Below are 14,908 nucleotides of genomic sequence, written 5' to 3' on the forward strand. Positions count from 1 at the left end.
GATATAGGTGAAATTTTGATAAAATTTAATAAATATTTAATACCTTATCTAATATTTTTAATAATTTTAGGATTAAATAAAAATTTATTTATGGGATTTTCCATAGTTATTATTCATGAGTTTTGCCATTATTTTATGGCTAGAATTTTAGGGTTTAAAGGTTTTTGTATAGAATTACTTCCTGTTGGGGCATCTATAAAACTTAAAGATTTAGATGAAGCTTCAATAAAGGAGGATATACTAATATCTATTAGTGGTCCAATAGGAAATTTTATTTTAGCCTTAATAAGTTTATCTTTATACGCATTATATGGAAATATAATAATCAAAAAATTTTTAGATTATAATTTAGCTTTAGGCATGTTTAATTTATTACCATTATTTCCTTTAGATGGAGGGCGGGTTTTAAAAGATGTATTAAGAGTTAAATTTTTATATAAGAAGGCTAATGAAATAGCTTTAAATATCAGTATGTTTTGTGCCTATATAATTTTAATATTAGGTATAATTTCTTTACCTTATGATGTGTCGAATATAAATATAGTTTTAATAGCTGTTTTTATATTAATAATCACAAAGAAAGAGAAAGAAAGGATAGTTTATGTAATTATGGGTTATACAATAAAGAAAAGAGAAAAACTCTTAAAGAGAGGTTATATAGAAAATAAAAGTATATCTGTTTATTACAAATTAAACCTTATACAGTTATTAGATTTCATAGACAAGAACCATTATCATATATTTACTGTATTAGATGATAACATGGAAGTTTTAAAAACTATATATGAGGAAGAGATAATAGAGTTTTTAAAAAATGATGGAAATATAACCTTAGAAGAATTAATAAAAAAATATTAATATATATTTTGAATTATTATTAGCTTATGATAAAATAAAGTATTGTAATTAACTTAAGGAGGAATTTAAATGAAGAAAATTTCCGATGATATACTATATAAAGTTGAAAAACCAGCTAGATATATAGGTGGAGAATTTAATTCTTATAATAAAGATATAAACAAAGTAGATATAAGATATGCATTTTGTTTTCCAGATGTCTATGAGGTAGGAATGTCTCATTTAGGAAGTAAAATACTGTATCATGTGTTAAATCAAAGAGAAGACACATTTTGTGAAAGAGCTTATGCACCATGGCCAGATATGGAAAAAGCTTTAAGAGATAATAGTATTCCATTATTTGCGTTAGAAAGTAAAGAGTCTTTAAGTGAGTTTGATTTTTTAGGTTTTACTCTTCAATATGAGATGAGTTATACAAACATATTAAATATGTTAGATATGTCTAATATACCACTTAGAGCATCAGAAAGAACAAAGGATCACCCAATAGTTATGATGGGAGGACCTTGTGCTTACAATCCAGAACCCCTTTATGATATTGCAGATTTATTTAGCTTAGGAGAAGGGGAAGAAGTCTTAAATGAACTTTTAAATCTATATAAAGAATATAAAGACAAATCTAGAGAAGAGTACTTAAGAGCTGCTTCAAAAATTGAAGGAATATATGTTCCAAGTCTTTATAATGTAGAATATAACGATGATAATACGATAAAAAGCTTTAAACCTAAGTATGAAGATGTACCAAAAAAAGTTAAGAAAAGAATAATTACAAATTTTGATGAAAATACATATCCAGATAAACTTATAGTTCCTTATACAGAGATAGTTCATGACAGAATAACTCTTGAAACTTTTAGAGGATGTACGAGAGGATGTAGATTCTGTCAAGCAGGTATGATTTATAGACCGGTTAGAGAAAAGAAGACATCTACATTAGTTAATCAAGTAGATGATATTATAAAGAAGACAGGATATGAGGAAGTTTCATTAACATCACTTAGTATATGTGACTATTCAGATATACAAAACCTAGTTTTTTCTTTAATAGAAAAATATAAAGATAAAAAAATAGGGGTTTCACTACCTTCTATTAGAATAGATTCATTTTCAGTAGATTTAATTAATGAGATACAAAAAGTTAGAAAAACAGGACTTACATTTGCGCCAGAAGCAGGTAGTCAAAGAATGAGAGATATAATAAATAAAGGTGTAAATGAAGAAAATCTATTAAACTCTAGTAGAAGCGCTTTTGAAGCTGGATGGTCAACATTAAAGTTATACTTTATGATAGGACTTCCTTATGAAACTATGGATGATGTTATAGGAATTGGAACTCTTGGAGAAAAAGTTGTAGAAGAATATTTTAAAGTTCCTAAAAATATAAGGAAAAGAGGACTTAGAGTTACTTTAAGTACGTCTATATTTGTTCCAAAAGCATTTACTCCATTCCAATGGGCGTCAATGGATACAATGGAAAGTGTTAAAGGTAAAATTGGAAATTTAAGAGATTCTATAAAAAGCAAAGCTATAGTTTATAATTGGCATGAATCACCAGTAAGCTATATGGAGGCAGTATTTGCAAGAGGTGATAGAAGATTATGTGATGTCTTAATTAAAGCTTTTAAAAAAGGGGCAAGATTTGATGGTTGGGGTGAATACTTTAACTTTGAAACTTGGAAAGAAGCATTGCAAGAGTGTGGAGTAGATGGAGACTTCTATACATATAGAGAAAGAAGTTATGATGAAATACTTCCATGGGAGTTTATTGATATAGGTGTTACAAAAGAATACTTAATGAAAGAAAATGAAAATGCAAAAAAAGCAAGCTTAACTCCAGATTGTAGAGAAAGATGTACTGGGTGTGGAGTAAATGTAAACTTTAAGGAGGGAAAATGCTTTGAAGGTGCGTTATTTAATAAAATACACTAAAGAAAGTGAAATAAAATTTATATCACATTTAGATTTAATGAGAACAATACAAAGAACAATAAGAAGAGCAGATTTACCAATTGAATATTCAAAAGGATTTAATCCTCATATGACAATATCTATAGCTCAACCACTTTCTGTAGGGGTCTATTCTAGTGGAGAATATATGGATGTTGTATTTAAAGAAGAGATGCCTTTAGAGGAAATAGTAAATTTATTAAATGAAAATGCGCCAATTGGTATTAAATTTTTAGATGCTAAAAAAGTTGAAAAAGAAGAAAATACTAAATGTCCGCAAGCAATGGCTATAATAGATGAAGCTAAATATAAAATAAAGTTAAAAACTATTAATTCAGAAGAAGCTTTAGAAGGAATAAAAAAGTTAAATAATATAAAAGAATGGAATACTATTAAAAAAAGTAAAAAAGGCGAAAAAGATGTAGATATTAGACCTTTAATAAAAAAGATATCTTTTTCTAAAGAAGATAACTATATAGTATTAAATTCTACATTAGCATGTGGTAGTAGAGCAAATCTATCTGCAAGTTTATTAGCTGATTTTATAAAGAACCATGTAGATGCCATAGAAAAAGACGCTTTTGTAGATATAGAAAGAATAGATATGTATGCATTAAAAGGGAAAATTATGCTTCCACTTAATGAATATTTTTAAAGTAGTTTGGAGTGTTTCTAATTGAAAGAAATATTTATTGAAAGACATGAGAAAATTGTTAGAATAGCGGTAAAAACTAATGGACAATTATCAGAGTGTTATATAGAAGAAGAGAATAATGAACCTAAAGTCTCTAATATATATAAAGGAGTGGTGCAAAATATAGTGCCATCCATAAAATCTGCATTTATAGATATAGGAACAAAAAAGAATGCTTATATGTATTTAAAAGGAGATTTAAAAACTTTAAAAAAGGGGCAAGAGGTTCTAGTAGAGGTTATAAAAGAACAAAGTGGCAAAAAAGGAGCAAAGGTAACAGAAAATGTGAATTTCCCAGGAAATTATGTAGTCTTATCAAATGGTCATAAAGAAATAAGATTTTCGCCTAAAATAAAAGATGATAAATTTAAAGAAAATGCTATGATAAACATACATAAACCTGAAAATATAGGAGTTGTCCTAAGGACCGGCGCATATGGAGTTCAAAGTGATGAAATAAATAGGGAAATTCAAACTATTTATTCCATTTATGAAAATGTCACTAAAAAGTTTACTTATTCTAAAAATATAGGTCTATTATATGATAATGATGGAATAATAGGAAATATATTAAAGGGATTAAAACATGAAAACTATAAAGTTATAGTAAATAATCTAAATGACTTCAATTTTTGTAAAGAAATTCTAGAATATAAATTTGAAAAAGTTAATTTAGAGATATATGAAGATGCTATAAGTCTATTTAATTATTTTGGGATAGAAAAAGAAATTTTAAGTTTAAGAAACAATAAAGTGAATCTACCAAGTGGAGGAAATATAGTTATAGAAAAAACAGAAGCAATGCACGTTATAGATGTAAATTCTGCTAAAAATACTAAAAATTCCTCTATGAAAAAAACTATATTTGAAACTAATTTGGAAGCAGCTGAAATAATTGCAGATCAGATAAAGCTTAGAAACATAAGTGGAATCGTAGTTGTAGATTTTATAGATATGAAGGAATCAGAAGAGAAGAAAATAATAATAGAAGAATTAAAAAAGCATTTTAAAAATGATAAAAATAAAGTAAGTATATATGACTTTACTGAGTTAAACCTTGTACAAATAGCAAGACGAAGAAGTGGAAAGTCTATTTTTGAATATATATTTGAAAAATGTACTTCTTGCAATGGCAAGGGAGTGAAAGTGAAACTTTCGTATATAGAAACAATGATTCAAAACAATATAGAACGTTTAAAAGTGGAACAAGATGTAAAGAATATGTATATAGAAATAAATGATATCTATAAAAATGAAATAAAAAGTGATATATTATCTTTTGTGAAAAATATTCATGGTTTAGATAAAAATATCTATGTTAATTATGTACATGGGATAGATACATTTAAAATAGAGCCACTTATTTTTAATAGTCAAATAAAAAACCTACATATATATAAGGTTTATCCTGAGGAGTATATTGATTAAAGTATATTTAATTAAATAATAGAGTAAAATATACTCTATTATTACTGTAGATTATTTTATTTTATGTGGGTAATTAAAAATAAATTTTAACAATAAAATCTTTACAAAGATATTTTTATGTGCTAAAATGGCTTTTGTAGACCGCACGGAAAAGGTGTTGAAACTTATTTGATTAAGTACCTTAAAAGGCGAGACTGGATTGAGGAGGTGTATTTACATGTACGCAGTATTACTTACTGGAGGAAAACAATATAGAGTTCAAGAGGGAGACGTTTTATTCGTTGAAAAACTTGAAGCTGAAGTTGATTCAACTGTAGAATTCGATCAAGTGTTAGCAGTTGGAAAAGAGGAAGGTTTAGTAATTGGTAAGCCTGTAGTTGATGGAGCTAAAGTTGTTGCTAAAGTTGTAGCACAAGGAAAAGCTAAAAAGGTTATAGTATTCAAATATAAACCTAAAAAAGACTACAGAAAGAAACAAGGACACAGACAACCTTTCACTAAAATCGTAATTGAGAAAATAGAGGCTTAATTGTGATTAATATAAATTTTACAAAGAAATCTAGTGAGTTAGTATCGTTTCGTGTAAATGGTCATGCTGAATATTATGATCGACAAGAAAAAGTAACTGTTTATGATGATGTAGTTTGTGGATGTGTATCAAATTTAGCGCAGGTAACAATCTTAGGGTTGGTAGAAGTGTTAAAGCTAAATGCAACTTATGTTGCAGATGAAGGTGATATACAGTTAGATATATCAAACTTATTACATAGTGAAATAGAGAGTGCACAGGTTCTGCTTGAAACGATGTTACTAGGGTTGCAAAATTTAGAAATAAGTTATGGAAAATACCTTAAAGTATTAGTAGAGGAGGTGCAGTGATATGTTACTAATAAACCTTCAGTTATGTGCTCACAAAAAGGGAGTAGGTAGCTCAAAAAACGGAAGAGATAGTGAATCTAAGAGACTTGGTGTTAAGCGTGCAGATGGACAATTTGTACTTGCTGGAAACATCTTAGTTAGACAAAGAGGAACAAAAATCCATCCAGGAAACAACGTTGGAATAGGTGGAGATGATACTCTTTTCGCTAAAATAGATGGTGTTGTAAGATACGAGAGAATGGGTAAAGACAAGAAAAAAGCTAGTATTTATCCAGTTGATGTAGAAGTTGCAATAGCTGAATAGTTTAAAGGCACCCTTTATAGGGGTGCTTTTTTAATTAAGAATTAGGAATTAAGAATTAGAAAAATATAATTTAAATTTAGTTACTATGATTTTAAAAAGTTAAAAAGGATAAATAAGATTTAAAACATTAGAAACTAGGAATTTATCAGTATTAACTTTTATAATTCTAAATTTTAAGCTCTAAACTTATAAAAAGTTATTGTGTATAAGAATATAAATGCGTATTATTAATTATATATGGGCAAAACTTTATAATATGAAGGTAAGAGAAAGAATTAATATGAAATGATTCCTAATTCCTAATTCTTAAGTCATATAAAAGCAAATAACAGAAGAAAGCTGTAATGTGTATTATTTAAAAAGACACGTTAAACTTCATTTGTGATTTAATTAAGTATGACTAAATATAATTTTAGAAAGTAAGGTGAAGATATATGTTTATAGATACAGCCAAGATATTTGTTAAATCAGGAACTGGTGGTAATGGATGTATTTCATTTAGAAGAGAAAAATATGTTCCACTTGGAGGACCAGACGGTGGAGACGGTGGAAACGGCGGAAGTATAGTATTAAAAGCTGACCGTAATATGACAACGCTATTAGATTTTTCATATAATAGAAAATTTATAGCAAATGATGGAGGAAAAGGTGAAGGCTCCAAATGTTATGGAAGAGATGGTGAAGACCTTGTAATAAATGTTCCAATGGGAACAGTTATAAGAGACGCTGAGACAAATAAAATAATGTGTGATTTATCACATGCTGACGATACATATGTAGTTTGCAAAGGTGGAAAGGGTGGAAAAGGAAACTGTAAATTCTGTACACCAACAAGACAGGCTCCAAATTTTGCAGAGCCAGGTATGCCAGGAGAAGAAAGATTTGTTAAATTAGAATTAAAATTACTTGCCGATGTTGGACTTTTAGGATTCCCTAATGTAGGTAAATCAACATTGCTTTCTGTTGTATCAAAGGCAAGACCTAAAATAGCAAACTATCATTTTACAACATTAAAGCCCAATTTAGGTGTTGTAAGTTTAAAAGGAATACAAAACTTTGTTATTGCTGATATACCAGGAATAATAGAAGGAGCATCTGAAGGTATAGGGTTAGGGCTTGATTTCTTAAGACATATAGAAAGAACAAGACTTCTTATACATGTAGTAGACATTTCAGGATTAGAAGGTAGAGATCCTATTGATGATTTTAAAAGAATAAATGAAGAATTAAAAAAATATAGTATTAAATTATGGGATAGACCACAAATAATTGCTGCAAATAAATCTGATATGTTATTTGATGAAGAAGTTTTTGAAAACTTTAAAAAAGAATTGAATAAAATGGGATATGACAAAGTGTTTAAAATCTCTGCAGCTACTAATAAAGGTGTAGATGAACTGATGAAAGAAGCAGCTGAAATGTTAACACACATACCAGTAGAAGATCTTCAAATAAGTGATGATGAAAAATATATACCAGAAGAAAAAAGATTTACGTACACTATAAAAGAAGAAGAAGAAGGTATATTTGTAGTAGAAGGATCTTTTGTTGATAGACTACTTAACAGTGTAAATGTTAATGAACCAGATTCATTAAGATATTTCCATAAAGTATTAAGAAATAAGGGAGTATTTGATGATTTGAAAGAAATGGGAGTACAAGACGGAGATATTATAAGGCTTAATGATTTTGAATTTGAGTTTTTACTGTAGGAGGAAAATATGATAACAACTAAACAAAGAGGATACTTAAGAAAATTAGCAAATGATATGAACCCTATATTTCAAGTGGGTAAAGGTGGAATAGAAGAAAATTTCTTAGCACAAGTAGATACTGCTTTAGAAGCACGAGAGTTAATAAAAATAAAAACTCTTAACAATAGTGGAATTACTTCAAGAGAAGCATCTGATTATATATGCGAAAAATTAAACTGTGAAGGAATTCAAGCTATAGGTAGTAAGCTTGTATTATATAGAAAGTCAAAGAAAAAACCTAAAATAGAATTACCAAAGTAATATAAAGCAAATAAAAGTATCTTTTAGTTAAATTAAAATAACTAAAAGGGTAAATGAAATTTTAAATTTGGTAAATATTATTTTATGTGATATTATATATAATAGATTTAAAAGAGAAGGTTTTACTATGAAAAAAGCTATATTTGGAGGAACTTTTGACCCAATACATAATGGTCATATGAATATTGCGTATGAAGCATTATATAAGTTAAAGTTGGATAAAATAATTTTTGTACCAAGTGGAAATCCACCACATAAAGATAAAAGGAATGTGACTGATGGAAGAATAAGGTATGACATTGTTAATGCTGCTATAAATGGTGAAAAGTATTTTGAAATAGATGATTATGAAATAGTAAGAGATGAAGCTAGTTACACATATAAAACCTTAGAGCATTTTAAAAAAATAGAATCTAATACAGATTGGTATTTTATTGTTGGTGCAGACAGTTTACTTGAAATAGAAAAATGGAAAAATGTAAAGGGACTATTAAAACTATGTAATCTCATAGTTTTTAATAGACCTGGTTATGATATTCAAGATGTTAAACAACAAAAAAAATATATAGAAAAAAAATATAAAACGAAAATAATGTTTTTAAACGTTCCATTAGTAGATATTTCATCAACTAATATAAAAAAGAAAATTTTAAAAGGTGAAAATATTAAGTACCTTATTCCAAATGAAGTTTTTCATAAAATACTTGAACTAAAGTTATATTCAAGAGGATGTGGAGAAATGGTTAATGAGACTGAAATATATCAGTACATTAGAGGAGCTTTAAGGCCTAAAAGGTATACTCATACATTAGGTGTTTTAGAAACTGCTGAGAGTTTATGTGAAATTTATGGTTGTGATAAATATAAAACACGAATAGCTGCACTTTTACATGATTGTGCTAAAAATATGAGTGACGATGAATTAATTAAAATAACTAAAGAAAATAACTTAATAGAAGTAGATGAAACTATAAAACATTCGCCTATGTTATTGCATGGATTTGTAGGAGCATATATAGCAGGTGAAAAATTTAATATAAATGATGTAGATATTATCAATTCAATTAAATATCATACAACTGGAAGACCTAATATGAGTATTTTAGAAAAAATAATATATGTATCAGATGGTATAGAACCTTCAAGAAAATTTGAAGGAGTAGACGATATTAGAGAAGTAGCAATAAAAGATTTAGATAAAGCTTTACTTATGATGTATAATCAAACTATAAAGTATATAATATCTAAAAATCAATTACTTTATCCGAAAACGATAGAGGCTAGAAATTACCTACTAATAAAATAATTGAGGTATTAATATGGGAGAAAATAATAAAAAAACAAAGAAAAAAAGAAATAAAAAGTCATCATCACTAAAAAAAATATTGATAATATTTTCTTTTTTAATATTTATGGTAGTTGGCGGCGGATATATGTATTTATCTACGTTTAGTAATAACTCTATAGATATTACTGGTAATGACAAAGACAGAAATCAAACTAAAGATGTAGAATCAGCAAATTTTTTAGTTATGGGTGTAGATTTAGGTTCAGGTGATGAAAATGACAAAAATGATCCTAAAAGAACAGATACTATAATGTTGGTTCATTATAATAAAGTTGATAAAAAGTATGATGTAATTTCAATTCCAAGAGATACTTTAGTAGAGTTGGAAGAAGGAACTCGTAAAATAAATGCAGCACATGCTATTGGTGGAGTTCAATATTTAGTTGATACAGTGGAAGATTTGTTAAATGTAAATATAGATTACTATGTAAAATTGGATACAATAGCGTTTAGAGAAATAATAGATGCTGTCGGTGGTGTTGATATAGTTATAGATCAAAACATGTACTATGATGACCCAGTTCAAGACTTGCATATAAATTTTACTGCTAGTACAGAGCCTCAGCATTTAGATGGAAAGAAAGCAGAAGAGTTCTTTAGATGGAGAAAAAACAATGATGGTACAGGACTTGTAGAAGGTGATATAGGAAGAATAAAACAGCAACAAAAATTTTATAATGCCTTGTTATCTAAAGTTCAAAGTCCATCAATAATAACTAAAGCTCCAAAAATATTAGGTGTTTTTCCTAAATATTTAGAGACTAATTTAAATGCTATGGAAATTATGGATTATGGATTAAATGTGATTTCAACACCTAAAAATAATATAGCATTCCATACTTTAATGGGAGAAGATGCATGGATTGATGAAACATCGTATTATATATATAAAGAAGAAATGAATAGTGATATTATATCCATATTAAACAATGAAGACCCAACTACTATTAGTAAATCAAAACTTAGAGTTAGTATTTTAAATGGGACTAATCAAGGTGGGTTAGCAGAAACTTTTGCAAATGGAATACTTGCAAAAGGATATGAAAATTGTATATATGGAAATTATGATCAATCTTTAAAACCAGTTAGCGTATCTGAAATTAGATTATATGGTCTTAAAGAGGAAGATAAAGCTAGTATAGAAAAAGATTTTGGAATAAGTAATATTAAAATAATGAAAGAAGTAAATCCTGATTGTGAGATAGAAGTAATTTTAGGAGAAGATAAGACACAGTAATTTAATTAGATAATAGATTCATTAGAAATTGAATTTATAAATATACACACAATTTTAAGGAGGAATTTAAAATGGAAAAGAAAATAATACACACAGAAAAAGCGCCTGCAGCTTTAGGACCATACTCTCAAGCTGTTAAAGCAGGAAATATGGTTTACACTTCAGGACAATTAGCAATAAACTCTGCAACTGGAGAATTAGTAAATGACGATATAAGAAAAGCTACAGAACAATCTTTAAACAACGTTAAAGCTATATTAGAAGAAGCTGGAACTTCAATGGATAAAGTAGTTAAAACATTAGTTTTATTAAAAGATATAAATGATTTTGCTGCTATGAATGAAGTATATGGAACATTCTTTACATCAAATCCACCAGCAAGATCTTGTTTCCAAGTTGGAGCATTACCAAAAGATGCTTTAGTTGAAATAGAAGTAGTAGCAATAGCTGAATAATAAATTAGAACTCCAGATTATATTCTGGAGTTTTTTTGTGTAGAAAAAAGTTTTTTGATATAATATAAAATATTAAGAGGAATTTAAATATGTTTGTAAATATTATAGGGTTTAAAGTTGGTATTTAAAATTATGTAAGGAGCTTATTGTAAAAAAATGATAACATAATTTAAAACCGTTATTTCGAAAAACTCTAATATTTTTTTGAATTTTTAGGACTAAAGGGTTGAATGAATGTCATATCTCTAGGCAATCGGAAATTATATACAATATTTTATATAAAATAATAATAGGTGGTGAAATCTTGGATAGTAATTTAATATATAAAGTTGAATCAAAAGGTGAAGGTATGAAGGTTAGAGACTACATGAAAGATGTTTTAGAGCTTTCAGGTAGATTCATAAAGAAAGTTGGATTAAGTGATAGAATAAAAATAAATGGTAATGTTGTGAGATTAAACTATAAGTTGACAGAAGGAGATATATTAATAATTCAAGTAGAGAAAAAAAATGAGAGTCAAAACATAATACCAGAAAAAATGGATATTGATGTTGTATATGAGGATATGGATTTAATAATAGTAAATAAACCAGTGAATATGGTGGTTCATCCAACTAAAAGTTATCCTAAAGGAACTCTTTCAAATGGAGTTTTAAATTATTTTAGAGAGAATGATGAAAAATGTATAGTAAGATTAGTTAGTAGATTAGATATGAATACTTCAGGTCTAATAATGATTGCTAAAAATCAATTTGCCCATATGAGTTTAGCTAAAAGTATGGAAAATAATCTTATAACTAAAAAATATCTTGCTATATGCCATAATAATATATTAGAAGATAGTGGCACTATAGATGCTAATATAGGTATAGCAAAAGAAGATAGTATAAAAAGATCTGTAATTGATAGTGGACAACGAAGTGTAACACATTTTAAGGTATTAGAAAGATTTAAAAAGGGTAGTTTAGTAGAATTAAATTTAGAGACTGGAAGAACACATCAGATAAGAGTACATCTTAGTTATTTAAATTGTCCTATATATGGTGATTCCTTATATGGTGAAGAAGAAGGACAATATATAAAAAGGCAGGCATTACATGCATATAAATTGATACTTCCTCATCCGCGAACTGGTGAAGTTATTGAAGTTCAAAAGGAAATGCCAGAAGACATGAAAAGACTTATACATATCTTAAAGGAAGATACCAAATAAAAGACATTAGAAACATCTAATGTCTTTTATTTTTTAAGAAAAACATATTTTTTTCACTTCTTTTTTTTATCGTTAAAAGAATAAAAATAATTATAATCCCTAAAAATAACACACAAATACCTGTTAAAATTAAAGTAAAGTTATTTGTGGTATCAGTTATTGTATTGTTTATATATTCGTAAGTATTGACAGTTTTTATTGGATAATAGTCTTTGCTGCTTATAAGGGGAATATCTTTTTCTATATTATTATATTTAAAATGAGCAACTCCTACCTTTTGACCAGCTAAAATAGCACTATTATCTAAGGCTGTTATATCGTAAGTAATTTTAGGTTCATCTGTTACTGTTTTATCTTTAGTATAGTAAAAACTTTCACCGGCAACTAAAGGTATTTCTATACCAGTTGTAGTACATTTATAATCAGTGACTTTACTATTTTTTTCATATAATTTCACAGTTTCAAAGTTATTAAAAGCCCATTCAAAAAGTTCCTTACTATCTTTGAAATATGTTTTATTTTGATCTCTTAAAAGAGAAACTATAAAAGTTTCATTTCCTTTTTTAGCTGAAGCCACAAAAGAATGTAAAGCTTCATCTGTAAATCCTGTTTTGGCAGCTAAACAAGGCTGATAATAATATTCAGAAGTAGGTTGTATAAGTCGATTGTCATTCCAAAGAGGTCTTTGTTCTTTGAATTTGTTTGTTGGTTCTAAAAGTGTATTTTTAGTTTGAGATATTTCTAAATATGTAGAGTTTTTTAATAACTCCTTTTCCATTAAAGCTAAATCATAAGCTGTAGTTTTATGCTCTTTTTCGTATAATCCATGAGGATTCTTAAAATTAGTATTTTTACAACCTAACTTTTTGGCACGTTCATTCATCATTTTAGCAAAATTATCGACATTGCCACCAATATGCTCAGCTAAAGCAGTAGCAGAATCATTTGCAGATACCATTATTAAAGAGTATAAAAGTTCTCTAACTGTAAGAATTTCATCAGTATCAAGATATATTTTAGAGCCTTCTATAGTAGGTGGTAAGGTACTAATCTTTACTTGTTCGTTTAAATCACAATTTTCTAGTGTTAGCAAAGCAGTCATAAGTTTAGTAGGGGATGCTGGAGCATATTGAATATTTTCATTTTTGCCATAAATAATTTCACCAGTTGAAGCATTTATGACAACAGCCCCTTCTGCACTAGCACTTGGAGCTGTTGTTTCTGCCACGGCCAGATTGGTATTAAGCGTCATAAGCGTAAATGTACAAATTAAAAGTTTCTTTAATGTATTCATAATCATCTCCTAGTAATTTAAATTTAATATTAATGATTTTAACCAATTAACTTATTTTATAATCAAGTTTAGTCTTACTATGCTTTTATAGGATTACAAATGTTTTAAAATCATTTTAATAAAACTGTAAATGAAATATTTTTATTAAAATATATAATAAAAATTAACTTTTCCCTTATAAAGTTAAAGATATTTTATTTACTGCATTATATGTATTTAAATTATATCAGAAAAATACAGAAAAAGAAAATTAATAAATTATATTTGGCAATAATATGGATATAATTAAAGATTTAGCCTTGAAATGTAAATTATTTCAATTATATAAGGAGTTGATAATTTTATGAAAGAAAAAGAGAAAATAATAGGTTCAATTTGTATGGTAATGATGTCAATAATTTTTGTTTTAGGCGGTTATTTTATTTCAAAGAGTAATAGATCAATTGAATGCGATGAAATTTTTTCGGAAGAAACAACTCATAATAAAGATAAAACAACTGAAAAAGATGTTTTTAATGAGATAGAAAATGAAGATACAACTGAAAATGCAACTGAAAAAAAATATATTGTTGTTGATATAAAAGGTCCGGTAAAAAATCCTAGAGAATATGTGCTGTTAGAAGGCAGTAGGATAAGAGATATAATAAATGAGGCAGGAGGATTAACTAAAGAGGCCAATGAAAATTTAATACATTTTTCTAAAAAACTAAATGATGAAGATTGTATAGTCATTCCTAAAATAGGAGAAGAGTTAGAAGAAAATGATGAAGTTAAGGATTTAGTTGAGACAGAAAAAGGTGTAAAAAATACAGGAAAAGAAAATAATAAAATAAATATAAATAAAGCATCTATAGAACAACTAAAAACATTATCAGGAATAGGAGATAGTAAAGCAAAGGCAATATTAGATTATCGAGAAAGTAATGGTGGATTTAAAAGTATAGATGAACTTTCTAATATAGATGGTATAGGAGGTAAGACTTTAGAGAAATTAAGAGATAAGGTGGACATTAGATAGTTAATATTATAAAATTATTAGGGTGAACAGATATTGAATTTTAAAGAAAACTTTCAAGGAAATATGAAAGTTTAAAAATAAGAAATAAAAATAATAAGGAGGGAGCTACTAGACAAAATATCCAAAAGCAAGTAGTTAAGGTACAGAAAATCCATCAAAGATTATATAATATTAGAAATGATTATAATAATAAAATAGTTTCAGAACTAGTGAAAATC

At 27.4% G+C, this 14,908-nt stretch carries 15 protein-coding genes and 2 pseudogenes; 16 read left to right on the forward strand and 1 reads right to left on the reverse strand.

Going from position 1 to position 14,908, the window contains the following annotated elements; all coding sequences use genetic code 11:
* The first annotated feature begins 15 nt into the window (after positions 1 to 15).
* From ACYUE0_RS01130 to ACYUE0_RS01195, 14 genes and pseudogenes are all read left to right on the forward strand, one after another.
* A complete protein-coding gene (locus tag ACYUE0_RS01130) occupies positions 16 to 858 on the forward strand; it encodes a M50 family metallopeptidase (protein WP_460269188.1) in 843 nt (280 codons plus the stop codon).
* Positions 859 to 927: 69 nt separating this feature from the next.
* Positions 928 to 2,787, forward strand: coding sequence for a TIGR03960 family B12-binding radical SAM protein (locus ACYUE0_RS01135; RefSeq protein ID WP_460269189.1), 1,860 nt, complete (start codon positions 928 to 930; stop codon positions 2,785 to 2,787).
* Entirely contained in the window at positions 2,756 to 3,460 is a 705-nt protein-coding gene (locus ACYUE0_RS01140) for a TIGR03936 family radical SAM-associated protein (RefSeq protein ID WP_199868729.1), read from the forward strand. Before ACYUE0_RS01135 ends, ACYUE0_RS01140 begins: the two co-directional genes overlap by 32 nt.
* 21 nt (positions 3,461 to 3,481) lie before the next feature.
* Positions 3,482 to 4,927: an Rne/Rng family ribonuclease gene (locus tag ACYUE0_RS01145; RefSeq protein WP_061994999.1), complete on the forward strand. Its 1,446-nt coding sequence runs from the start codon at positions 3,482 to 3,484 to the stop codon at positions 4,925 to 4,927.
* Between the two features lie 217 nt (positions 4,928 to 5,144).
* Complete coding sequence (rplU, locus tag ACYUE0_RS01150; RefSeq protein ID WP_010292661.1) at positions 5,145 to 5,456, forward strand: 50S ribosomal protein L21; 312 nt, start codon at positions 5,145 to 5,147, stop codon at positions 5,454 to 5,456.
* Between the two features lie 2 nt (positions 5,457 to 5,458).
* The gene (locus ACYUE0_RS01155) at positions 5,459 to 5,806 is read left to right on the forward strand and encodes a ribosomal-processing cysteine protease Prp (RefSeq protein WP_010292659.1); all 348 of its coding nucleotides are present in this window, start codon (positions 5,459 to 5,461) and stop codon (positions 5,804 to 5,806) included.
* Position 5,807: 1 nt separating this feature from the next.
* Positions 5,808 to 6,110: a 50S ribosomal protein L27 gene (gene rpmA, locus ACYUE0_RS01160; protein WP_010292658.1), complete on the forward strand. Its 303-nt coding sequence runs from the start codon at positions 5,808 to 5,810 to the stop codon at positions 6,108 to 6,110.
* Positions 6,111 to 6,544: 434 nt separating this feature from the next.
* Entirely contained in the window at positions 6,545 to 7,822 is a 1,278-nt protein-coding gene (gene obgE / locus ACYUE0_RS01165) for a GTPase ObgE (protein ID WP_199868738.1), read from the forward strand.
* 9 nt (positions 7,823 to 7,831) lie between these two features.
* Complete coding sequence (yhbY, locus tag ACYUE0_RS01170; RefSeq protein ID WP_010292656.1) at positions 7,832 to 8,125, forward strand: ribosome assembly RNA-binding protein YhbY; 294 nt, start codon at positions 7,832 to 7,834, stop codon at positions 8,123 to 8,125.
* 127 nt (positions 8,126 to 8,252) lie between these two features.
* A pseudogene (gene nadD, locus ACYUE0_RS01175) lies at positions 8,253 to 8,846 on the forward strand (nicotinate-nucleotide adenylyltransferase); the annotation flags it as partial.
* Positions 8,847 to 8,864: 18 nt separating this feature from the next.
* Complete coding sequence (gene yqeK, locus ACYUE0_RS01180; RefSeq protein WP_199868934.1) at positions 8,865 to 9,431, forward strand: bis(5'-nucleosyl)-tetraphosphatase (symmetrical) YqeK; 567 nt, start codon at positions 8,865 to 8,867, stop codon at positions 9,429 to 9,431.
* Between the two features lie 13 nt (positions 9,432 to 9,444).
* Entirely contained in the window at positions 9,445 to 10,710 is a 1,266-nt protein-coding gene (locus tag ACYUE0_RS01185) for an LCP family protein (protein WP_242865264.1), read from the forward strand.
* 71 nt (positions 10,711 to 10,781) lie between these two features.
* Positions 10,782 to 11,165 carry a RidA family protein gene (locus tag ACYUE0_RS01190; RefSeq protein ID WP_010292649.1) on the forward strand — a complete coding sequence of 128 codons (384 nt, stop codon included), beginning with the start codon at positions 10,782 to 10,784 and terminating at the stop codon, positions 11,163 to 11,165.
* A gap of 304 nt (positions 11,166 to 11,469) precedes the next feature.
* Entirely contained in the window at positions 11,470 to 12,378 is a 909-nt protein-coding gene (locus ACYUE0_RS01195; RefSeq protein WP_082761155.1) for an RluA family pseudouridine synthase, read from the forward strand.
* Positions 12,379 to 12,394: 16 nt separating this feature from the next.
* Here the strand turns inward: ACYUE0_RS01195 and ACYUE0_RS01200 are convergent, their stop codons facing one another.
* Positions 12,395 to 13,672, reverse strand: a complete 1,278-nt coding sequence (locus ACYUE0_RS01200) for a D-alanyl-D-alanine carboxypeptidase family protein (protein ID WP_460269190.1) — start codon at positions 13,670 to 13,672, stop codon at positions 12,395 to 12,397.
* Between the two features lie 343 nt (positions 13,673 to 14,015).
* Here ACYUE0_RS01200 and ACYUE0_RS01205 point away from each other — a divergent pair, with 343 nt between their 5' ends.
* Positions 14,016 to 14,690, forward strand: coding sequence for a helix-hairpin-helix domain-containing protein (locus ACYUE0_RS01205; RefSeq protein WP_061994996.1), 675 nt, complete (start codon positions 14,016 to 14,018; stop codon positions 14,688 to 14,690).
* A 44-nt stretch (positions 14,691 to 14,734) separates the two neighbouring features.
* Positions 14,735 to 14,908, forward strand: a pseudogene (locus ACYUE0_RS01210) (RNA-guided endonuclease TnpB family protein); the annotation flags it as partial.

Source organism: Clostridium sp. CTA-19 (assembly GCF_054767855.1).